The sequence below is a fragment of the Pseudomonas sp. FW215-R2 genome (assembly GCF_058789255.1).
Genome location: NZ_JBYTBO010000003.1, coordinates 98,102 through 119,181, shown reverse-complemented (window position 1 = coordinate 119,181; position 21,080 = coordinate 98,102). Strand labels below are relative to the sequence as shown.

19 protein-coding genes and 3 tRNA genes are annotated in these 21,080 nt (G+C 59.1%); 4 read left to right on the top strand and 18 right to left on the bottom strand.

Going from position 1 to position 21,080, the window contains the following annotated elements; translation table 11 throughout:
* The first annotated feature begins 126 nt into the window (after positions 1-126).
* Together cra and AC3WRD_RS05450 are read left to right on the top strand one after the other, a co-directional pair.
* Positions 127-1,122, top strand: a complete 996-nt coding sequence (gene cra, locus AC3WRD_RS05455; RefSeq protein WP_102619405.1) for a catabolite repressor/activator — start codon at positions 127-129, stop codon at positions 1,120-1,122.
* Positions 1,123-1,125: 3 nt separating this feature from the next.
* Positions 1,126-1,902 carry a TatD family hydrolase gene (locus AC3WRD_RS05450; RefSeq protein WP_102619404.1) on the top strand — a complete coding sequence of 259 codons (777 nt, stop codon included), beginning with the start codon at positions 1,126-1,128 and terminating at the stop codon, positions 1,900-1,902.
* On the opposite strand, the gene AC3WRD_RS05445 is transcribed toward AC3WRD_RS05450, so the two are convergent.
* The 5 genes from AC3WRD_RS05445 to AC3WRD_RS05425 all read right to left on the bottom strand — a co-directional run bounded on the left by AC3WRD_RS05445 (position 1,903) and on the right by AC3WRD_RS05425 (position 8,301).
* Positions 1,903-2,292: a hypothetical protein gene (locus AC3WRD_RS05445; RefSeq protein WP_096818857.1), complete on the bottom strand. Its 390-nt coding sequence runs from the start codon at positions 2,290-2,292 to the stop codon at positions 1,903-1,905. It lies immediately after the preceding gene.
* Between the two features lie 154 nt (positions 2,293-2,446).
* Positions 2,447-4,477, bottom strand: coding sequence for a methyl-accepting chemotaxis protein (locus AC3WRD_RS05440; protein WP_102619403.1), 2,031 nt, complete (start codon positions 4,475-4,477; stop codon positions 2,447-2,449).
* Between the two features lie 179 nt (positions 4,478-4,656).
* Entirely contained in the window at positions 4,657-5,490 is an 834-nt protein-coding gene (gene ampE, locus AC3WRD_RS05435) for a regulatory signaling modulator protein AmpE (protein WP_096818853.1), read from the bottom strand.
* Positions 5,487-6,047 carry a 1,6-anhydro-N-acetylmuramyl-L-alanine amidase AmpD gene (gene ampD, locus AC3WRD_RS05430; RefSeq protein ID WP_096818851.1) on the bottom strand — a complete coding sequence of 187 codons (561 nt, stop codon included), beginning with the start codon at positions 6,045-6,047 and terminating at the stop codon, positions 5,487-5,489. The genes ampE and ampD overlap by 4 nt, the downstream gene beginning before the upstream one ends.
* Before the next feature lie 64 nt (positions 6,048-6,111).
* Positions 6,112-8,301, bottom strand: coding sequence for a DUF1631 domain-containing protein (locus tag AC3WRD_RS05425; protein WP_102619402.1), 2,190 nt, complete (start codon positions 8,299-8,301; stop codon positions 6,112-6,114).
* Between the two features lie 255 nt (positions 8,302-8,556).
* Between AC3WRD_RS05425 and nadC the strand changes: the two genes are divergently transcribed.
* Positions 8,557-9,405 carry a carboxylating nicotinate-nucleotide diphosphorylase gene (gene nadC / locus AC3WRD_RS05420; protein WP_085711842.1) on the top strand — a complete coding sequence of 283 codons (849 nt, stop codon included), beginning with the start codon at positions 8,557-8,559 and terminating at the stop codon, positions 9,403-9,405.
* 51 nt (positions 9,406-9,456) lie between these two features.
* Here the strand turns inward: nadC and AC3WRD_RS05415 are convergent, their stop codons facing one another.
* Positions 9,457-9,762, bottom strand: coding sequence for a DUF6388 family protein (locus tag AC3WRD_RS05415; protein WP_102619614.1), 306 nt, complete (start codon positions 9,760-9,762; stop codon positions 9,457-9,459).
* 276 nt (positions 9,763-10,038) lie between these two features.
* Here AC3WRD_RS05415 and AC3WRD_RS05410 point away from each other — a divergent pair, with 276 nt between their 5' ends.
* Complete coding sequence (locus tag AC3WRD_RS05410) at positions 10,039-10,542, top strand: hypothetical protein (protein WP_102619401.1); 504 nt, start codon at positions 10,039-10,041, stop codon at positions 10,540-10,542.
* A 6-nt stretch (positions 10,543-10,548) separates the two neighbouring features.
* On the opposite strand, the gene AC3WRD_RS05405 is transcribed toward AC3WRD_RS05410, so the two are convergent.
* The 12 genes from AC3WRD_RS05405 to tpiA all read right to left on the bottom strand — a co-directional run bounded on the left by AC3WRD_RS05405 (position 10,549) and on the right by tpiA (position 21,046).
* Positions 10,549-10,624, bottom strand: a tRNA-Thr gene (locus AC3WRD_RS05405).
* 129 nt (positions 10,625-10,753) lie between these two features.
* Positions 10,754-12,859: a polyribonucleotide nucleotidyltransferase gene (gene pnp / locus AC3WRD_RS05400; RefSeq protein ID WP_096818846.1), complete on the bottom strand. Its 2,106-nt coding sequence runs from the start codon at positions 12,857-12,859 to the stop codon at positions 10,754-10,756.
* Positions 12,860-13,053: 194 nt separating this feature from the next.
* Positions 13,054-13,323, bottom strand: a complete 270-nt coding sequence (gene rpsO / locus AC3WRD_RS05395) for a 30S ribosomal protein S15 (RefSeq protein WP_011332409.1) — start codon at positions 13,321-13,323, stop codon at positions 13,054-13,056.
* A 141-nt stretch (positions 13,324-13,464) separates the two neighbouring features.
* On the bottom strand, positions 13,465-14,382 hold the full coding sequence (gene truB / locus AC3WRD_RS05390; RefSeq protein WP_096818844.1) for a tRNA pseudouridine(55) synthase TruB: 918 nt from the start codon (positions 14,380-14,382) through the stop codon (positions 13,465-13,467).
* 4 nt (positions 14,383-14,386) lie between these two features.
* The gene (gene rbfA / locus AC3WRD_RS05385; RefSeq protein WP_096818842.1) at positions 14,387-14,788 is read right to left on the bottom strand and encodes a 30S ribosome-binding factor RbfA; all 402 of its coding nucleotides are present in this window, start codon (positions 14,786-14,788) and stop codon (positions 14,387-14,389) included.
* Between the two features lie 159 nt (positions 14,789-14,947).
* Positions 14,948-17,467 (bottom strand): translation initiation factor IF-2, encoded by a 2,520-nt coding sequence (gene infB, locus AC3WRD_RS05380; RefSeq protein ID WP_102619400.1) that lies wholly within the window; start codon positions 17,465-17,467, stop codon positions 14,948-14,950.
* 27 nt (positions 17,468-17,494) lie between these two features.
* Entirely contained in the window at positions 17,495-18,976 is a 1,482-nt protein-coding gene (nusA, locus tag AC3WRD_RS05375) for a transcription termination factor NusA (RefSeq protein WP_003221546.1), read from the bottom strand.
* A 47-nt stretch (positions 18,977-19,023) separates the two neighbouring features.
* A complete protein-coding gene (rimP, locus tag AC3WRD_RS05370; RefSeq protein ID WP_039769696.1) occupies positions 19,024-19,482 on the bottom strand; it encodes a ribosome maturation factor RimP in 459 nt (152 codons plus the stop codon).
* Positions 19,483-19,620: 138 nt separating this feature from the next.
* Positions 19,621-19,697 (bottom strand) — tRNA-Met (locus tag AC3WRD_RS05365).
* A gap of 97 nt (positions 19,698-19,794) precedes the next feature.
* Positions 19,795-19,880 (bottom strand) — tRNA-Leu (locus tag AC3WRD_RS05360).
* A 22-nt stretch (positions 19,881-19,902) separates the two neighbouring features.
* Positions 19,903-20,286, bottom strand: coding sequence for a preprotein translocase subunit SecG (secG, locus tag AC3WRD_RS05355; protein WP_011332406.1), 384 nt, complete (start codon positions 20,284-20,286; stop codon positions 19,903-19,905).
* A 4-nt stretch (positions 20,287-20,290) separates the two neighbouring features.
* Positions 20,291-21,046, bottom strand: coding sequence for a triose-phosphate isomerase (tpiA, locus tag AC3WRD_RS05350; RefSeq protein WP_096818836.1), 756 nt, complete (start codon positions 21,044-21,046; stop codon positions 20,291-20,293).
* Between the last annotated feature and the right edge of the window lie 34 nt (positions 21,047-21,080).

Below are 21,080 nucleotides of genomic sequence, written 5' to 3'. Positions count from 1 at the left end.
TACTCGATAATGTCTCATCCTTGAAGTCCAACTTGTCGGATGCGCTGCGACAATGGTCGCCTGCCTGAATCGGGTAGGATTGGCGAAAATGTGGCGGCAAGCTCGAAAAAACAAGGAAATCCCGGGTTGAAACTCAGTGATATCGCGCGGTTGGCCGGAGTGTCCGTGACCACCGCCAGCTACGTCATCAACGGCAAGGCCGAACAGCAACGCATCAGCACCGCGACCGTCGAGCGGGTGCGGGCGGTGGTCGATCAGCACGGCTTTACCCCCAATCCCCAGGCGGCCGGGCTGCGCAGTCGGCACACCCGGACCCTGGGTTTTATCCTGCCGGACCTGGAAAACCCCAGTTACGCGCGGATCGCCAAGCTGCTGGAACAAGGCGCCCGAGCGCGGGGCTATCAGTTGCTGATCGCCAGTTCCGACGATGCGCCGGACAGCGAACGGCAACTGCTGCAACTGTTCCGCGCCCGGCGCTGCGATGCGTTGATCGTTGCCAGTTGCCTGCCGGCCGGTGATGACAGTTATCGCCAGTTGCAGGCCAAGGGTTTGCCGGTCATCGCCATCGACCGAGTGATGGACCCCGAGCACTTCTGCTCGGTGGTCAGCGACGACCGCGAGGCCAGCCTGCACCTGACCGAAAGCCTGCTCGACCCGCAGCCGAAACAGATCGTGCTGCTGGGCGCCCGCCCGGAACTGAGCATCAGCCAGGAACGCGCCGCCGGCTTCAAACAGGCTCTCACGGGCTTCAAAGGCGAAGTGCTGATCGAGCACGCCGAGTCCTTCAGCCGCGAGTGCGGCAAGCAATTGATGGAAGAACTCCTGCAACGACTCGGGCATTTGCCCGATGCACTGGTGACCACGTCCTACGTGCTGTTGCAGGGTGTGTTCGATGCGCTGCATGACTTCCCGCTGAAAAACCGCCCGCTGCGCCTTGGCACATTTGGCGACACCCAGTTGCTGGACTTCCTGCCGCTGCCGGTCAACGCCATGGCCCAGCAGCACCAGCTGATCGCCGACAAGGCGCTGGCACTGGCGCTGGCGGCGGTCGAGCAAGCGGATTACCAGCCTGGCGTGCAAGCCATCGCCCGTACCTTCAAGCAGCGTATTCATCGGGACTGAACCGTGGAGCTGATCGACAGCCACACCCACCTGGACTTTCCCGACTTCGACGCCGACCGTGCGGCGTTGCTGGCTGAAAGCCGTGCCCTCGGGGTACGGCGGATGGTGGTGCTGGGGGTGTATGAGGGCAACTGGCAGCGGGTGTGGGATCTGGTGCAAAGCGATCCCGACCTGTACGCGGCTTTCGGCTTGCACCCGGTCTATCTCGATCAGCATCGGCCAGAAGATTTGCTTGCACTGGGCGATTGGCTGACACGGCTGCGCGGTCATCGGCAACTGTGCGCCGTCGGCGAAATCGGACTGGATTACTTCATCGAAACCCTCGACCGCGAACGCCAGCAAGCGCTGTTCGACGCGCAACTGCAACTGGCAGCGGATTTCGAATTACCGGCGTTGATTCATGTGCGGCGCAGTCATGCGGCGGTGATTGCCACGCTCAAGCGCTTCAAGCTCAAGCGCGGGGGCATCATCCATGCCTTCGCCGGCAGTCGTGAAGAGGCGCGGGAATACATCAAGCTCGGCTTCAAACTCGGCCTCGGTGGCGCACCCACCTGGCCCCAGGCCTTGCGCATGCATCGGGTGCTGGCCGACTTGCCACTGGGTTCGGTGGTGCTTGAAACCGACTCACCGGACATGGCGCCTGCCATGTACCCCGGCGTGCGCAATACACCGGCACATTTGCCGGCCATCTGCACGGCACTTGCCGGGTTGATGAACGTCACTGCAGAACAACTCGCCGAGGCCAGCACTGCCAACGGCTGCGAAGTGTTCGGCTGGTAGTCAGTCGTCGAGGGACCTGACGGCGTCGAGCGTCAGGGTCATGTGTTGGCGGTGGTGAACCAGGCGCATCAGTGCGAAGTACACGAAAATCACGATCAAAGAGGCATTCAACTGTTCCGTCACGTTGAGCAGCCCGATCCATTCCATCACCAGCGCCACCAGCAACGCGGTGCACACCGTCAACGATGCACTGAAGCGCAACCAGCCCAGCGAATCGAGGGACCTGAAGCGTCTGATCTGTTTCGGGCAGCGCAGCTCCAGGCTTTTCTGGCAGTGGGCACAGGTGAACGGTTCATTGATCGCGATGGCATTCAGTTGCCAGGGTTTGAGCAGCAGCGTGGTCTGACAATGGGCACAGCGGCCCTGGACTCCCAGGGTTGCAACAGACATGCGTGGCCTCCTCCAAACGGTCAGTTGATGTGATCTTGATCCATTGAAGACGAAAAATCAGAGCACGGAGGAAATCAGGAAATTGCTTACAAACGTAAGCAAAGAAGTACTACAAATTATTCCGACAAACCTGCCTCCTGAGAGGCAGACTCATTCAGACCCGGAAGGCGCTGATCAACTGCTTCAACTCAACCACCTGCGCCGACAGGGCACGACTCGCGTTTTCGGTCTGATAGGCACCTTCGGCCGTGCGCTCACCGGCGCGGTTGATCTCGACGATGTTCTGGTCGATGTCATGGGCGACAGCAGTCTGCTGCTCCACGGCAGCCGCGATCTGCTGGTTCTGATCGACGATCATGCCTACCGCACCGAGGATGTTTTCCAGCGCTTGCTGGACCTTTTCCGACTGCCCAACCGTGCCGTTGGCCATCGAATGACTGACACCCATCGCCTTCACCGCAGCGCCGACCCCGCCGTGAAGCCTGGCGATCATCTGCTCGATTTCTTCGGTCGATTGTTGAGTGCGTTTGGCCAGGGTCCGAACCTCGTCCGCCACCACCGCAAACCCTCGTCCCTGTTCCCCGGCGCGCGCCGCTTCGATCGCCGCGTTGAGGGCCAGCAGATTGGTCTGCTCGGCGATGCTCTTGATCACCTCCAGCACCCGGCTGATCGACTGGCTGTCGCTGGCCAACTGGTTGATCACCAGCACTGACTGATCAATCTCGCTGGCCAGTGCCGCGATGCTGCCCTGTTGCGACTCCACCAGGCCACGTCCGCTGATGGTTTCGTCGTTGACGCTGTGGGCGCTGCTCACCGCAGCCGCCGCACTGCGGGCGACTTCCTGCGAGGTGGCCGACATCTGGTTCATGGCCGTGGCCACTTGTTCGATCTGGGTGCGCTGTCCGGCCACGGCCTGATTGCTTTGCGCCGAGACGTTTTCCACTTGCCCGGCCTGACGCTCGACTTCGCCGACGGTATGCCCGACCCGCTCGATCAGGTCATGGATCTTGCGCACCGTGCCATTGAACACCTCACCCAGTTCGCCCAGCTCATCGCGACTATGGGCTACGAAGTTGACCGTCATGTCCCCGGCGGCGACTTTGTCCATCATCGCGCCAAGGCGTTTGAGCGTGGTGCGGGTCGAGGCGTAGAAGCCGCCATAGAGATAGAAAATCAACACGAACACCACCGACAGCGCCACGGCCTGCAACACCATGTGCGTGCGGTTCTGCGCCAGACGCTGCTGCAATTGGGTATCGAGGAATTTCAGGGTGGCTTCGTTGAGCTGGTAAGTCCGGTCCATCAGGCCCGTGACCTGATCATAAAACGCCTGCCACGGCGCATCGAGGGTCTCGGCGACCACCACTTGCTCTTCGAAAATTTCGCTGGCCTGCTTCAGCGAGGCCTTGCTGGCGTCGGCCACGGTACTCAGCGAGTCCCGTGCGGCCTTGCTTGAGCCCAGTGCGTCCTGCAGTTTCAGCCCGTACTCGCCCTGAAGTTTTTCGATCTGTGCCAGCAGCTCATCGAACCGGGTACTGGAGGAACTGTTGAGAAACCCCTGCCCCAATGAATAAGAACCCATGGCCCGGCCTTCGCCGAGGGTCTGGGTGATGGCCGGCGTGATGGCTGTGACCAGCTCGCTGAGTTGGCGAATGTCACTCTGGGTGTCGCGGCTCAGACCGGCCTGGCTGGCGATGATCTGGCTGAAAATCTGTGCGCTGCCGAGCAGCTTGCCGATCAGCGCACTTTTGCTTTGCAGGGAGTTTTCCGCTTGCTGGGCCTTGAACGCGGTAATCATCTCATCGCGCTTGGCATCGAAGACCTTGATCTGCTCCGGGTCCTCGGTCATGGCCGTCAGTCCTTGCAGGCGCGCCAGTACGTTTTGCTCAAGGCCAGTGATTTGCGCTTCGACATTACCGGCCTTGCCCGACTGGCCGAGGGTGACGTTGATCTGCACCAGATTGTTGAGGGTTTCCAGATCCCGACGCAGGGTCAGGCTGCTGCCCAGCAGGTCGAGGCTTTGCAACTCCACCCGGGTGCCCTGGAATTCGCGATAGGAATCGCGCACCAGATAGAAGTTGGTCACCAGCATCGGTACCAGGAACAGCACGCTGATCAGGCTGAACTTCATGCCGAAGCTCAAGCGGTTCATCAGCGAGACGGCGGGATAGAGCAAGCTCTTCACTGGAAGTCTCCCTTGGTTTTTTCTTGTTTTTATTGGCAGGCGCGGGGCGAAAGCAGATAGCCACTATCGGGCGCTATCTCTGTATAGCTCAAATCGAAGGGAGGTTTTGTAACTTAAGGTTAACGAGGGGGATTGCCCCCCTCGCTGCACGCATGGACTACAACAGGACGACAGAAGTGCTAGTGCAGCACCGTCCACAGCGCAAATCCGGCATACCACAACACGGCGGCACGCAGCAGCAATTCCCACAGGCAATCGAGGGTGTTGATGCCTTCCGGGCCGACGGCGGCAGGCGGGATTTCCCCGGCAGCCAGGCCGACCTTGTTGATCAATTGCGCGGCGCTGATGTTCCAGTTCAACAGTTCATGCAGCATGACCCGGCTGACCGCAACGAAGTTGCCGACCAGGGCGAAACTCGCCGCCAGCAGGCGCACTGGCACCCAGTCGAACGCGTGCCGCAGTTGCCCTGCCCGCTCGGCCAGTGCCGGGTTCTGTGCGTTTTCTTCAGCCAGCGCCAGCAGGCGATAGCTCAGCGCGGCAACCGGACCGAGCAGGAAGTACCAGAAAATCACTGCAAAGAAGCTCTGGTAGGCCTGCCACAACAGATGGCGCTGCACTTGCTCCAGCAATTGCTCGCCACTTTCGGCACAGATATCCAGATCGCGTTTGGCCACATGGGCGGCGGCCTGCAAGTCTTCCCGGCGCCAGGCATCGCGGAACGGGCCGAGGCCGCCGAGCAGATCGCCGCGACCCAGGCTGTAAATTACAACCAGCAGATGCACCGGCAGGGCCAGCAAGCCGTAGGCGACCGGATCCAGCACCACCAGCAGTAACCCCAGCAACGCCACCGGCAGGAGAACCAGAATGACCAGCACCAGCCACGGCCGTTTTGCCAATTGGCCACTTTCAAGCTTGTGCAGTTCGCGGATCCATCCGCCATCGCGTTGAACCCGATGGCGCAGAGCCGAGAACTTCTCGATCCAGACCGCCAGCAGTAACACCAGAAAACTCATTGTCCTTCCTCTTGTGCCAGGGCGGCGCGGTAGCGTGCCCAGTCGAATGCGGGTCCAGGGTCGGTCTTGCGTCCGGGTGCGATATCGCTGTGCCCGCAGATACGTTCGACAGTGATCGCCGGAAACGCTTTTTGCAAATGGCGGGTCAGCACGATCAACGCCTGATACTGCGCATCGGTGAACGGCAGATCATCGGTACCTTCGAGTTCGATGCCCACAGAAAAATCGTTACAGGTTTCCCGCCCTTCGAACACCGAAACGCCGGCATGCCAGGCACGCTCAAGACAGGAGACAAACTGGGTGACCTTGCCGTCACGTTCGATCAGGAAATGCGCGGAGACGCGCAGGTCGGCGATCCCTGCAAAATAGGGATGCTCCGTGACATCCAGACGATTCTGGAAAAATTCCTGCACCTTGCCGGTGGCGAACTGCGCCGGCGGCAGGCTGATGTTGTGGATGACCAACAGGGACACTTCGCCCGCCGGGCGTTCATTGAAGTTGGGCGACGGGCAGACCTGCACCCCGTGACACCACCCGCTTGCGGGATCCAACTGCATACCGATTCCTTCAACGCCGACTGTGTTGGCGCCCAGTATGCCGTGATCGGCCCCTGGCGCGCGATCACTTGCCGCGATTGAGCCGTCGCAAGTTACCGAGCACCGACTCCAGCGCGCGGTCGAACAACAAGGTGTCATCCAGCGCCCGCACCGTCCCGCGACGGAACTCCATGGCCAGGGCGATGCGATTGCGCTCCTGCACTTTCATCCCGGTGCGGTCGACAAACACATACTTGCCGGTCGCCTCGATAATTGCCGCCAGTTTGCAGCGCAACGTGTGTTCTTCATCTTCTTCGAACGCCACCCAACTGCCCAGACGCAATTGATCGACCTGGCGCAGGCTCGCCTCATCGGCCGGCAAACGCCCCGCGCCCAAGGTCAGATTGCCTTCGTCGGCGGTCTGCAGAACGATGGCTTGCGACACCTGGATCATCGGCGGCGATTCAACCTGATCCGGCTCGACGGAGGGCTGCAGCAAACGAACGTGCAATGCTTCCAGCGCACTGAAAAACTCGCTGGTGGCGAACGGGTCGAAGGCGGAACTGCTCAGCCCGTCACGCAGCGACTTGAGCAAGCCCGGCACCAGCGACAGCAAGCGCAAGCCTGACTCGGCATCATCGTGACGCTGCACGCTCCAGATCAACTGCTCCATGGTCTGCACGTCGGCTTGCCATTCGGCGGACTGATCGCCGTGCTTGAGGCACGTCAGCAGCAACACCTTGCCCCAGGCCGTCTGGACGAAGGTCACCACCGACGGCGGCAGGACTTTGCCCAGCATCGCCTGGTTCAAGGCCTGTTCGACACGCAGGCGGGCCAGTTCGGTTTTCGCGCGGCCCTCCTCGGCATCGCGCAGACGCTGTTCAAGCAATTCACTGCGGCGGCGCTCGTCGCTGGTGAAGGTGAGAAAATCCGCCAGCAGCTCGGAGAAAATCGCCGGGTCATCGACGAAGTCCGTCAGCAGACGCTGCACCACTTGTTCGATGCGCAGATAGAGGCTGTCACGTGCATCGCCGTCGCACTCGCCCCAGCCCATGGCCGCTTCGGCGATTTCGTTGAGCAGGCGTCGCGCCGGGTGGCTGCTGCGGCTGAAAAAGCTCTTGTCGATCACCGCGACTTTCAACATCGGGATCTGCAACCGGGCGATCAGCGCCTTGAGCGAATCCGGCAGGTTGCGGTCATCCAGAATGCAGTCGAAAACCATGGCGACCAGGTTGATCACATCCTCGTCGGCGCCACCGACGATCCGTGATTTACCGCTTTTCACGCTGACCCGGGTCAGCAATTGCTCTAGCTGATTGCGCAGATCGAAGTCCTCCTGCCCCGCCAGCGCCGGCACGTACTGCTGTAAATGCGAGAGCAGGCGCAACAGGTCGCGGGTGGAAATCGGCTGAGTCGCCGCGCTTGGCTCAAGGGTCGGCGCGACGCTGCCGCGCACGTGCATCAACAGCTCCTGGAGTGCGGCGAAAACCTCCTGCACACCCGCGTCCGCCGGGGATTGATCGAGATCGTCGAATTCGCTGTGTGCACTGGCCGAAGCATGATCCCTGGCGCGACGGGCCGGTGCCGGTTTCAGCTCGGGCAACACGCCTGTAGCGACCAACAGTTGATTGGCCTCCGCGAAGAGCTGGTCGGTATCGGCCAACACGTAGCGCTCGAACAGTTTGAGCAGGATCAGCTTGACCTTGATCTCCACGCCCAGATTGCGCCCGGCCTGCAGGAAATACTCACACAGCATCGCCGGGCCCAGCGGGTTGTGTTGATCATCGAGGGATTTGCCCAGCAGCGCGCTCAGCCGCGCGGTCAATTGATCGAGGGCGAAACCGTCGCGATTCAGCACACGGCCGACCATGGTCTCGATCGCTACGCTGCGCTCCATGTCGTCGGTGCGCGCCGTGGTGTCTTCGTACTGCAATGCATGAGACACGACATTCTGGGCGGGATCATATTGAGTGAGGCCGACAAAGGCCTCGAAGAATTGCTCGAGAAAGCCGCGCTCGATGTTCTTGCGCTTGAGGCGCAGGTCGCGCATGGCTTCGAAAAAGATGTTCTGTTCGACGTCGTTGCGCGCCCGGTCGGCCATTTCGAACAGCGTGTCGTCGGCATTATCGAACAGCTCCTGCAAACCGTTGCGCAGGCGCTGTGCAGCCTTGTCGCGAACCTGAAGCAGAATCACAGGCAGGCGGGCGAGCGGCGAGTGAGTCGCCTGATCGGTAGCAGCCTTGTGCAAAGGCACTACATTCCCGTCGTTGTGCATCCAAGCCTCCTGAAACGGTGATTTGCCGACGTCAAAGCTATGGCGTCAAATGCAAGGCGGATTATCTTGCAAAAGTTGTCTCCGGCGCCAGAGGCGTCAGGGTTTCCCCTAGGCGCCAACACCTTCAAGTGACCACCAGGGAATCGGGTTTGCTCAAAGAAATTCGACCGGATGCAAGCCAACGGGGAAGTTCTCGCCTTGGGTTGGTCGATGCCATGCCCCTATAATCGGGCCACTTAGTTTGTGGAGCCCGTTATGCCGAATCTACGTCTCGCCGATTTGACCGCCGAAATCGAAGCCAACGTGCGCCGTGCGTTGCTCGAAGACATCGGCAGCGGCGACATCACCGCGCAACTGATCCCGGCCGAACGCCTGGCCAAAGCCACCATCATCACCCGTGACGCTGCCGTGATCTGCGGCACAGCCTGGGTCGACACGGTGTTCCGTCAGCTCGATCCTCGGGTGGCGGTGCACTGGCAGGTACGCGATGGCGAACGGGTTTCGCCGAACCAGCCGTTGTTTCACCTGGAAGGCCCGGCCCGTTCGCTGCTGACCGGCGAACGCAGCGCCCTGAATTTTCTGCAGTTGCTGTCCGGCGTGGCCACCCGCGCGCAATACCTTGCGGACTTCGTCGCAGAAACCGACGTGAAACTGCTCGACACCCGCAAGACCCTGCCGGGCCTGCGTCTGGCGCAGAAGTACGCGGTCACCTGCGGTGGTTGCCATAACCATCGCATCGGCCTGTACGACGCGTTCCTGATCAAGGAAAACCACATCGCCGCCAGCGGCGGAATCCCGCAGGCCATTGCCGCCGCGCACAAGATCGCGCCGGGCAAACCGGTGGAAATCGAAGTGGAAAGCCTGGATGAACTGAAGGAAGCGCTGGCCGCCGGCGCCGACATCATCATGCTCGACGAACTGAGCCTCGATGACATGCGCGAAGCCGTGCGCCTGAACGGCGGCAAGGCGAAACTGGAGGCCAGTGGCGGCATCAACGAAAGCACGTTGCTGCCGATTGCACAGACCGGGGTGGATTACATCTCGATCGGTGCGATGACCAAGGATGTGAAGGCCGTAGACCTGTCGATGCGACTCAGCCTCTGAATCGAACGCGCAATAAAAAACGCCAGCCCTTTCGAGGCTGGCGTTTTTGTTTCAGACCACCAGATTGTTCATCTCGCAGTATTCTTCCCACTCGACGCCCAACACTTCAGCCGCCTCCCTGTGCAGCTCCAGGCGCTTGGCCTCGAACTCTTCAGGGGTGCTGGTGTATTTGAGCGTCAGTTCCCACGGCTGCAATCCCTGGGCTTCGGCTTCATCTTCGAACGCCCATTGGATCTGGTCTTTCTGCTCATCGGGACTCAGATCCTTGATCTCGTCCATCAGCTCCGACGCATCAAGTTTGTACTTTTCCAGCGCCTGTTCGTGCCTTTGCTCTTGGGTCAATTCTTTCACAGTCATGTCGTTCTCGCTGATCATGGGAATGGAAGATGGATCTGGATCATCAAGGATCTCTCTGACGCGGATTGTCCGGCCTTCGGAACCATTCGGGATCATCTGAAAACTGCTGGGCGATGCTCATGCAGACAACGAATATAGGACGTTTGGCGAGCGAATTACACGGGTCTTTACATCTCTCCCACAAAAAGTTGACCTGGGGAACATAAACCGGAATTCCAAGTCATAGCGATGTGCCATATCGGCACTTACCTTCGCTGTTCACAAGGAAACCCAGTGATGCGCAGCTTTTCGAAGATTACTTCTGTTGTGTCCGCCACCGCTCTGACCGCCCTGCTGGGCACCCTGGCCCTGCCGGCCAGCGCAATGGCAGTTGAACTGAGTAGCAGCAGCCCTTCCTATGGCGACCAGATCTCCGCCATTCACAACGATTTCGGCAAAGACGTAGTGATCAAGAGCGGCATCGGTGTCGAGGAACTGAAAAAGATGCGCGACACCGTCAATGAGCAGTCGCGTCAGATCGAAGAGTTCAAGCGCAGCAGCGGTTCCAGCTCAAGCTCCAGCGGCAGAGAAATCGACGATCTGAAGAACAAGGTCAAGGAACAGGACCGCCAGCTCGATACGCTGAGCCGTCAGGTCGAAGACCTCAAGCGCAACAGCGGCTCCAGCTCCAGTTCGAGCAACAGCGAGATCTCCAGCCTGAAGCAGAAGCTCAATGATCAGGATCGCGCGATGGATCAGCTCAAACGTACCGTCGAGGAGTTGAGCCGCAAGGTGAAATAAGAGAAGTGGTGCCCGAGACAGGAATCGAACCTGCGACCTTCGCGTTACGAGTGCGCTGCTCTACCGGCTGAGCTACACGGGCGGTGGGCTAAACCTAGCACTGGTCTTGAAGGTCGGCAACTTCGCGGGATATCTCGATATTTCGCAGACAAAAAAATGCCCCGCCGTTTTCACGGCGGGGCATTTTTATTGCGCTAAAGCGACGGGGTGATTAAACGCCCGAAGCCTTGGCCGCTGCCACGTCTTTGATGGACAGTTTGATACGGCCGCGGTTGTCCACGTCCAGTACCAGCACTTCCACTTCCTGGCCTTCTTTCAGGATGTCGGTCACTTTCTCTACGCGAGCGTCGCTCAGCATCGAGATGTGAACCAGACCATCCTTGCCTGGCAGGATGTTGACGAATGCGCCGAAGTCGACGATGCGCTCAACCTTGCCGACGTAGATCTTGCCGATCTCGGCTTCTGCGGTGATACCCAGAACGCGCTGACGTGCAGCTTCAGCCGCTTCCTTGGTTTCGCCGAAGATCTTGATCGAACCGTCGTCTTCGATGTCAATCGAAGCCTTGGTTTCTTCGCAGATCGCACGGATGGTCGCGCCACCTTTACCGATAACGTCACGGATCTTGTCGGTGTCGATCTTCATCGCGATCATGGTCGGAGCGTTGGCCGACAGTTCGGTACGCGACTGGCCGATGATCTGGTTCATCTGGCCGAGGATGTTCAGGCGCGCTTCCAGGGCTTGGCCCAGAGCGATTTCCATGATCTCTTCGGTGATGCCCTTGATCTTGATGTCCATCTGCAGCGCGGTGACGCCTTTGGCGGTACCGGCTACTTTGAAGTCCATGTCGCCCAGGTGGTCTTCGTCACCCAGGATGTCGGTCAGAACAGCGAATTTCTCGCCTTCTTTAACCAGACCCATGGCGATACCGGCAACCGGTGCCTTCATCGGAACACCAGCGTCCATCAGGGCCAGGGAAGCGCCGCAAACGGAAGCCATCGAGCTCGAACCGTTGGATTCGGTGATTTCCGAAACCACACGGATGGTGTACGGGAACACGTCAGCGGCAGGCAGCATCGCCGAAACCGAACGACGGGCCAGACGGCCGTGACCGATTTCACGACGACCGGCACCACCCATGCGACCACACTCGCCCACCGAGAACGGAGGGAAGTTGTAGTGCAGCATGAACGGGTCTTTTTTCTCGCCTTCCAGGGTGTCCAGCAGCTGTGCGTCACGGGCGGTGCCCAGAGTCGCGACTACCAGAGCCTGGGTTTCGCCACGGGTGAACAGCGCCGAACCGTGGGTCTTCGGCAGAACGCCGACTTCGATGTTCAGCGGACGCACGGTGCGGGTGTCGCGACCGTCGATACGTGGCTTGCCGTTTACGATGTTCTCGCGAACGGTGCGGTATTCGATTTCGCCGAAAGCGGCTTTAACGTCGGAAGCCGAAGGCTGGCCTTCTTCGCCGGACAGCTTGGCAACAACCTGATCCTTCAACTCACCCAGGCGAGCGTAACGGTCGGCCTTGATGGTGATGGTGTAAGCCTGGGAGATCGCTTCGCCGAACTCGGCACGGATAGCGCCCAGCAGTTCGGTGGCTTCTGGAGCAGGTGCCCAGGTCCAGGTTGGCTTGGCGGCTTCAGCGGCCAGTTCTTTGACTGCGTTGATCACAACCTGGAACTCGTCGTGAGCAAACAGTACCGCGCCCAGCATCTGGTCTTCGGTCAGCTCTTTGGCTTCCGATTCAACCATCAGCACGGCGTCCGAAGTACCGGCAACGACCATGTCCAGGCTCGAAGCAGCTTGCTGCTCGTAAGTCGGGTTCAGCAGGTAGCCGGTGCTTTCGTGGAAAGCAACGCGAGCGGCGCCGATCGGGCCGTCGAACGGAATGCCCGAGATCGCCAGGGCAGCCGAGGTACCGATCATCGCAGCGATGTCCGGATCGGTCTTCTTGCTGGTGGAAACGACGGTGCAGACAACCTGCACTTCGTTCATGAAACCTTCTGGGAACAGCGGACGGATCGGACGGTCGATCAGTCGGGAAGTCAGGGTTTCTTTCTCGGAAGGGCGGCCTTCACGCTTGAAGAAACCGCCAGGGATCTTACCGGCAGCGTAAGTCTTTTCCTGGTAGTGAACGGACAGAGGGAAGAAACCCTTGCCCGGATCGGCTTGTTTTGCACCGACTACAGTCACCAATACGCTGACGTCATCGTCAACGGTGACCAATACTGCGCCGGAGGCCTGACGGGCGATACGGCCAGTCTCGAGGGTAACGGTCGACTGACCGAACTGGAATTTTTTGATTACCGGGTTCACGGTGTCCTACCTTCTTTGTGGCTCTTGGGGGAACTGGTTTCTTGCGAAATTCTTGGGCAATGCCGGGAATCGGCCCGACGTCTGTCCGGGGTAAAACGTGTATCCAGATAAAACTTGAGGCTGGGAGCCTGCCATGCGCCAGCGGGAATCCCACTGACGCACGACAGACAACCAACCTCTAGCGCAATCGCTGATTAGCGACGCAGACCCAGGCGAGCGATCAGAGCGCTGTAACGGCTCACGTCCTTGCCTTTCAGGTAGTCCAGCAGCTTGCGACGCTGGTTTACCATGCGGATCAGACCACGACGGGAGTGGTGGTCTTTACCGTTGGCCTTGAAGTGACCTTGCAGTTTGTTGATGTTGGCGGTCAGCAGTGCAACTTGCACTTCTGGCGAACCAGTGTCACCAACAGCTTGCTGGTAGTCAGCTACGATTTGAGCTTTTTCTTGAACGTCGAGAGCCATGAGGCAATCCTTTTATCAGGAAACTGTTTCAAAAACAGTTTCAACAGGCCAGGGACAAATCCCTGTATCTATAAATGAGTAGTGACCGTGCCTGTTAACAGCCACACTCGCCAGCCTGCTGTTACACAGGCTGGTTTCCGGTCATTCTGACCGAATCAGTCGACGCGGCGCGATACGCCCGTCTTCGCTCACTTCACCGATACCGATGAAGCGACCGTTGTGATCCTGTACCCGCACCATGCCGAACTTCGGAGCATCCGGAGCACGTACCGGCTGGCCGTTGAGCCAGTAGAACGCACTGTGTTCCGAGAAGTGCAGCAGTGGCCAATCCTGCAGGCCGCTGTCCGATGGCATCAGGAAGCGGTCGACCGCTTCGTTGCCGCCTTCGGCATGTACCGCTTCAAGCTCTTCGAGGGTCACGGTCTGCGCCAGGGTGAAAGGCCCGGCCTGGGTACGGCGCAATTCAGCGACGTACGCACCACAACCGAGTTGCTCACCGATATCCTCCACCAGGGTACGAATATAGGTGCCCTTGCTGCAATCCACCGCAAGACGCGCAGTATCGCCTTCGAAGGCCAGCAATTCCAAGCGCGCAATAGTAACAGAACGCGGTTCACGCTCCACTACTTCGCCTGCACGGGCCAACTTGTACAGCGGCTGGCCATCACGCTTGAGGGCCGAGTACATCGGCGGTATCTGACTGATTTGCCCGCGAAATTTCGGCAGGACCGCCTCAATGTCGGCCTGACCAACGGTCACCGGACGCTCCTGCAAAACCTCGCCTTCGGCGTCTGCCGTGGTGGTGGTCTTGCCCAGTTGCGCCAGGGTTTCGTAACCCTTGTCGGAATCGAGCAGGTATTGCGAGAACTTGGTCGCCTCGCCAAAGCACAGCGGCAGCACACCGGTGGCCAGTGGGTCGAGACTGCCGGTGTGCCCGGCCTTCTCGGCATTGAGCAGCCAGCGAACCTTCTGCAACGCGGCGTTGGAGGTGAACCCCAGCGGCTTGTCGAGCAGGATGATGCCGCTGACGTTACGACGGATACGTTTGACCTGAGCCACCGAGTTACTCCTTGGTGTCTTCGGGTTCTGCCGCAACCACGTGCTGATTGTCCTCAGCCACGGCGCGCTCGATCAGGGCCGACAGGTGCGCGCCACGCACGACGCTTTCGTCGTAGTGGAAGTGCAATTGCGGCACGCTGCGCAGCTTCATCTCACGGGCCAACTGCATGCGCAGGAAACCGGCGGCAGCATTGAGCACCTTGATGCTTTGCGCGATGTCTTCAGCGTTGTCCTGCCCCATCACGGTGATGAAAATCTTGGCGTGACCGACGTCACGGCTGACTTCAACAGCGGTAATGGTGACCAGGCCGACGCGCGGGTCTTTGACTTCACGACGGATCAGTTGGGCCAGCTCACGCTGCATCTGATCGCCGATACGTTGGGTACGGCTGTATTCTTTTGCCATGATTTGTTACCTGTTACTGCCCCGCGGTGAAACCCGCAAGGTCTGAAAGCGGCAAACGCCCGGCCTGACAAAAGCCAGACCGGGCGTTGCGTTTAGAGTCCTGACGCCGTGCCGCGCATTTTCATGCGACGGCCCGACGTGGCCCTTGAAGTGCGCGAGTCAGAGGCTGCGAGCAACCTGAACCTTCTCGAAGACTTCGATCTTGTCACCGACTTTGACGTCGTTGTAGCTCTTCACGCCGATACCGCATTCCATGCCGGCACGCACTTCGGAAGCGTCATCCTTGAAGCGGCGCAGGGATTCCAGCTCGCCTTCGAAGATCACGATGTCTTCACGCAGTACACGGATCGGACGGTTACGGTGAACAGTACCCTCGATCACCATGCAGCCGGCGATAGCGCCGAACTTAGGCGAACGGAACACGTCACGTACTTCGGCCACACCGAGGATGTTCTCGCGAACATCGCTGCCAAGCATACCGGTCAGGGCTTTCTTGACGTCTTCGATGATGTCGTAGATTACGTTGTAGTAACGCATATCCAGACCTTCCTGCTCGACGATCTTCCGTGCGCCGGCATCGGCACGCACGTTGAAGCCGAACAGTACAGCGTTGGAAGCCAGTGCCAGGTTGGCGTCGGATTCGGTGATACCACCGACACCGCCACCGACCACGCGCACTTGCACTTCGTCGTTGCCCAGACCGTTCAGAGCGCCCTGCAATGCTTCCAGCGAACCACGGACGTCGGATTTGAGGACGATGTTGAGCGTCTTCTTCTCTTCCTGACCCATGCTTTCGAAGATGTTTTCCAGCTTGCCGGCGTGAGCGCGAGCCAGTTTGACTTCGCGGAACTTGCCTTGACGGAACAGAGCCACTTCACGGGCTTTCTTCTCGTCGGCAACCACGCTCATCTCGTCGCCAGCATCAGGCGTACCGTCCAGGCCGAGGATCTCGACCGGAATGGCCGGACCTGCTTCCTTGATCGGCTTGCCGTTCTCGTCGAGCATGGCGCGCACGCGGCCGTAGTTCGAGCCGACCAGCACCATGTCGCCTTGACGCAGAGTACCGTCCTGAACCAGAACAGTCGCCACCGGGCCACGGCCCTTGTCCAGACGCGATTCAACCACGACACCACGGCCAGGAGCCGATGGGGTTGCAGTCAGTTCGAGAACTTCGGCTTGCAACAATACAGCTTCAAGCAGTTCGTCGACGCCGGTACCCATCTTCGCGGAGACCGGAACGAATGGAGTGTCGCCACCCCACTCTTCGGAGGTCACGCCGTGGGCCGACAGTTCGCTACGGATGCGATCGAGATCAGCGCCCGGCTTGTCGATCTTGTTCACCGCAACTACCAGCGGAACGCCAGCAGCAACAGCGTGCTGAACGGCTTCGATGGTTTGCGGCATCACGCCGTCGTCCGCCGCAACCACCAGGATCACGATGTCGGTCGCCTTGGCACCACGGGCACGCATTGCGGTAAACGCGGCGTGACCAGGGGTGTCGAGGAACGTCACCATGCCACGGTCGGTTTCAACGTGGTACGCACCGATGTGCTGGGTGATGCCGCCGGCTTCGCCTGCAGCTACCTTGGCACGACGGATGTAGTCGAGCAGGGAAGTCTTACCGTGGTCAACGTGGCCCATTACGGTCACGACTGGAGCACGGGAAACGGCTTCACCTTCAAACTTCAGGGACTCGGCCAGGGAATCTTCCAGAGCGGTGTCGCTGACCAGGGTCACTTTGTGGCCCAGTTCTTCGGCTACCAGCTGAGCAGTTTCCTGATCAAGCACCTGGTTGATGGTCGCTGGAGTACCCAGTTTGAACATGAACTTGATGATTTCAGCAGCCTTCACCGACATCTGCTGAGCGAGATCGCCAACAGTGATGGTTTCGCCGATCTTCACTTCACGCACGACAGGACCGGTAGGGTTCTGGAAACCGTGGGCGTTGCGTTTCTTCAGCTTGGCCTTGCCGCGACCGCCGCGACGGAAGCCATCGCTTTCTTCGTCGGTAGTGCGTGGCGCCACACGTGGAGCCGGTGCCTTTTCCTTGACCGAAGCGCGATGCGGAGCATTTTTGCGCTCGCCATCGCCACTGCCGCGACGGTTGTTGTCGTCGGCACGTGGTTTGTCCGGACGGCGCTGTTCGTCGCGCTTGCGAGCGTCGGCAGCTGGCGCTGCAGCCACAACCGGCGCAGCTTCGCGCACAGGTTCAGCGGCTGGCGCAGGTGCTGCAACAGGCTCGGAAGTGGCGGTCGATGCAGCAGCAGGCTGGCGACGCGCTTCTTCTTCGGCGCGAACACGGGCTTCTTCTTCAGCCTTTTGACGGGCAGCATTTTCTACTGCGCGACGCTCATCCAGTTCACGCTTGCGCTCGGCTTCGATTTCTTCCGGGCTACGCTGTACGAAAACTTTCTTCTTGCGGACTTCAACGCTGATGCTTTTGCTGCCAGCCACACGCAGGGTGCTGGTGGTTTTACGCTGCAGCGTGATCTTGCGTGGTTCTTCCACTTTCGCCTTGTGACTGCTCTTCAAGTGAGTCAGCAGGGATTGCTTCTCACTGTCAGTCACATGTTCTTCGGCGGCGGTGTGCGGCAGACCTGCCTCACGCATCTGCTGCAACAGGCGCTCTACCGGTGTTTTGACCTCATCGGCCAGTTGTTTCACCGTGACTTGCGTCATGCATTTCTCTCCTCAGGCCGCGCCTAATTACTCGAACCAGTGGGCTCGGGCGGCCATGATCAACTTGCCGGCACGATCATCGTCAATGCCGTCGATGTCGAGCAGGTCGTCAATAGACTGCTCGGCCAGGTCTTCGCGGGTAATTACGCCGCGCACCGCCAGTTCCATCGCCAAATCCTTGTCCATACCCTCAAGCGAGAGCAGGTCTTCGGCCGGATGGGCGTCTGCCAGCTTTTCCTCAGTAGCGATGGCTTTGGTCAACAAGCGATCCTTGGCACGAGCACGAAGCTCGTTGACGATGTCTTCGTCAAAGCCGTCGATGTTGAGCATTTCTTCCAACGGTACGTAGGCAATCTCTTCCAGGCTGGTGAAGCCTTCGTCAACCAGCACCTGAGCCAGCTCTTCGTCGACTTCCAGCTCGTCGATGAAGTTGCGCAGGATGTCGCCGGTTTCCGCTTGTTGCTTAGCCTGGATGTCCGATTCGGTCATCACGTTCAGGGTCCAGCCAGTCAGCTGGCTCGCCAGACGCACGTTCTGACCACCACGACCGATGGCCTGAGCCAGATTGTCTGCGCCAACGGCGATGTCCATGGCGTGGGCATCTTCATCAACGATGATGGCCGCCACTTCTGCCGGCGACATGGCATTGATCACGAACTGCGCCGGGTTATCGTCCCACAGGACGATATCGACACGCTCGCCACCCAACTCGCCCGACACGGCCTGGACGCGCGAACCGCGCATACCGATGCACGCGCCCTGCGGGTCGATGCGTTTGTCCTTGGAGCGGACAGCGATCTTGGCGCGCGAACCCGGATCACGGGAAGCGGCCATGACTTCGATGAGGCCTTCAGCAATTTCCGGCACTTCGATACGGAACAGCTCGATCAGCATTTCCGGCGCGGTACGCGACAGGATCAACTGAGGGCCACGGTTCTCGGTGCGGATTTCCTTGAGCAGCGCACGCAGACGCACGCCAACACGGAAGGTTTCGCGAGAGATGATGTCTTCACGGGCCAGCAACGCCTCAGCGTTATTACCCAGGTCGACGATCACGTTGTCGCGGGTCACTTTTTTCACGGTGCCGGAGATGATTTCTCCCAGGCGCTCGCGATAAGCGTCAACCACTTGAGCGCGCTCGGCTTCGCGCACTTTCTGCACGATGACCTGCTTGGCGGTCTGCGCAGCAATGCGGCCGAATTCGATGGATTCGATCTTTTCTTCGACGACGTCACCAACCTTGGCACCAGGATGCGTTTCAGCAACCTTGCTTGGCCAGGTTTCGATGGCCGGATCATCGAGATCATTCTCTTCGACGACCGTCCAGCGACGGAAAGTTTCGTAAGAACCGGTGTGGCGGTTGATTTCCACACGCAGATCAACTTCGTCTTCAAAACGCTTTTTGGTAGCAGTGGCCAGAGCCAGCTCCAGCGCTTCAAAAATTACGCTTGCCGGTACGCCCTTTTCATTGGATACCGACTCAACAACCAGCAGTACTTCTTTGCTCATCGTACGCCTCGCCTTTCGCAAGCCATTGGATCCGCGGGATCCGCGTCTCAGTCAAAACTGGGAATAATGTTGGCCTTGTCGATCATATCGATCGGCAACAGGAATTCATGGTCATCTACCTGCACCACGACATCCTGTTCTTCTACACCGCGCAGAAGGCCCTGAAAGTTGCGTCGTCCTTCAAAAGGCGAGCGCAGCTTGATCTTCACTTGTTCACCGACATATTTGGCAAACTGCTCAAGAGTGAACAGTGGGCGTTCCATGCCTGGCGAGGAAACTTCAAGGGTGTATTCAACGGATATCGGATCTTCAACATCCAGCACACCGCTGATCTGACGGCTGACGATGGCGCAATCGTCCACCAGTACGCCGCCTTCCTTATCGATATAAACGCGCAACATTGAGTGGCGACCTTGAGCCGAAAACTCAATACCCCAGCATTCATAGCCTAGGGCCACGACCACCGGGGCCAGCAAGGCCTGCAACTCTTCTAGCTTGCTCGACACCTGAACCCCCTCGTGCATGTATGTGCATGCTATGCAAAATAAAAAAATGGGCGAAACGCCCATCCTTGAAACGCCGTCGAACAGCGGCGTTGAAAGTGTCCAGCTAACAAAAAGCCCCTTAAAAGGGGCTCCTTAAACTGGTTGCGGGGGCCGGATTTGAACCGACGACCTTCGGGTTATGAGCCCGACGAGCTACCAGACTGCTCCACCCCGCGACAAAGCTGGGGCGGAAGTATACGACCGATCCCCAATAGGGTCAATGTAACCTTCCACCTGCAAGAAAGCCCGCAACAGCGGGCTCTCCTGACTAATTGGTACCGAGAAGGGGACTCGAACCCCTACACCCTATGGGCACAACCACCTCAAGGTTGCGTGTCTACCAATTCCACCACCTCGGCAATACTACGTTTGAAACCCTTCTTACTTCTGCTCTTGAGCTGGAGGTACGTCAGTCGCTGGAGTAGCCGACTTTTGCTCTTGAAGCACCGGGACATCATCAGAAGCCGGTTGTTGCTTTGGAACTTCCAACACTGCCGGGTTTGGCAAACCTGCCTGAGTCAGCTGATGAGCCTTCTCTTTAGCAAAGTATCCTAACCCCAAGCTGGTTATGAAGAAACCGGCGGCAAGTATAGCAGTAAACTTACTAAGAAAGGTAGAGGAACCTTGGCTTCCGAACACAGTATTTGAAGCACCTGCTCCGAAAGACGCGCCAGCGTCCGCACCCTTACCCTGCTGCAGCAAAACCAGAGCAACTACGCCCAATGCACCCAGCAGATGAAAAACGACTACGACTGTTTCCAGCATTTTTTCAGTTTCCCGCGGCGCGACAGATCGCACCGAACTCATCTGCATTCAGGGAAGCTCCACCAATGAGCCCCCCATCGATATCCGGCATGCCGAACAGTTCGACCGCATTGGCCGCCTTCACGCTGCCGCCGTATAGAAGCCGCACACCTCGTGCGACTTCAGAATTCTCTGCCGCCAACTGCTCGCGAATGGCTTTATGCACATCCTGAGCCTGTTGCGGCGTTGCAGTCAGCCCGGTACCAATGGCCCAGACCGGCTCGTAAGCGATCACTGCATTGGCAAAAGCACCGACACCCAGCTCCTCTATGATACTGCCCAGCTGACGCCCGACAACCTCAAGAGTTTTTCCAGCTTCGCGTTGCTCCAGGGTCTCCCCTACACACAACACCGGAATCAAGCCACATGCCTGTGCCGCTGCGAACTTGCGATTCAGCATCCCGTCTCGCTCGCCCATGATCTGGCGGCGTTCGGAGTGCCCGACAAGCACCAGGGAACAACCTGCATCCACCAACTGACTCGGTGCAACTTCACCGGTCAATGCACCTTGCATCGATTCCACCGCAGAGTTCTGCGCGCCGACCGAAATCGACTTTCCTTTCAAGCCATCAATCACTTGATTGATATGCAGACAAGGCGGGAATACCGCGACATCAACACCGCTTGGCAAGGCCAGATGACGAAGGCCGTTGATCAGCTCAGCGACGCTGGCGCGGGTACCGTGCATCTTCCAGTTACCAGCTACCATAGGGCGACGCATGCTGTACCTCGTCGGTCAAAGTGGGCGCAGATGT

Excerpts from the sequence above, each read along its gene's own strand:
- AC3WRD_RS05415 (WP_102619614.1), bottom strand. The coding sequence starts at position 9,762 with ATGACTGTGAAAGAATTGACCCAAGAGCAAAGGCACGAACAGGCGCTG.
- AC3WRD_RS05445 (WP_096818857.1), bottom strand. The coding sequence starts at position 2,292 with ATGTCTGTTGCAACCCTGGGAGTCCAGGGCCGCTGTGCCCATTGTCAG.
- ampD (WP_096818851.1), bottom strand. The coding sequence starts at position 6,047 with ATGCAGTTGGATCCCGCAAGCGGGTGGTGTCACGGGGTGCAGGTCTGC.
- nusA (WP_003221546.1), bottom strand. The coding sequence starts at position 18,976 with ATGAGCAAAGAAGTACTGCTGGTTGTTGAGTCGGTATCCAATGAAAAG.
- infB (WP_102619400.1), bottom strand. The coding sequence starts at position 17,467 with ATGACGCAAGTCACGGTGAAACAACTGGCCGATGAGGTCAAAACACCG.
- secG (WP_011332406.1), bottom strand. The coding sequence starts at position 20,286 with ATGCTGGAAACAGTCGTAGTCGTTTTTCATCTGCTGGGTGCATTGGGC.
- AC3WRD_RS05410 (WP_102619401.1), top strand. The coding sequence starts at position 10,039 with ATGCGCAGCTTTTCGAAGATTACTTCTGTTGTGTCCGCCACCGCTCTG.
- tpiA (WP_096818836.1), bottom strand. The coding sequence starts at position 21,046 with ATGCGTCGCCCTATGGTAGCTGGTAACTGGAAGATGCACGGTACCCGC.
- rpsO (WP_011332409.1), bottom strand. The coding sequence starts at position 13,323 with ATGGCTCTCGACGTTCAAGAAAAAGCTCAAATCGTAGCTGACTACCAG.
- nadC (WP_085711842.1), top strand. The coding sequence starts at position 8,557 with ATGCCGAATCTACGTCTCGCCGATTTGACCGCCGAAATCGAAGCCAAC.
- AC3WRD_RS05425 (WP_102619402.1), bottom strand. The coding sequence starts at position 8,301 with ATGCACAACGACGGGAATGTAGTGCCTTTGCACAAGGCTGCTACCGAT.
- ampE (WP_096818853.1), bottom strand. The coding sequence starts at position 5,490 with ATGAGTTTTCTGGTGTTACTGCTGGCGGTCTGGATCGAGAAGTTCTCG.
- rbfA (WP_096818842.1), bottom strand. The coding sequence starts at position 14,788 with ATGGCAAAAGAATACAGCCGTACCCAACGTATCGGCGATCAGATGCAG.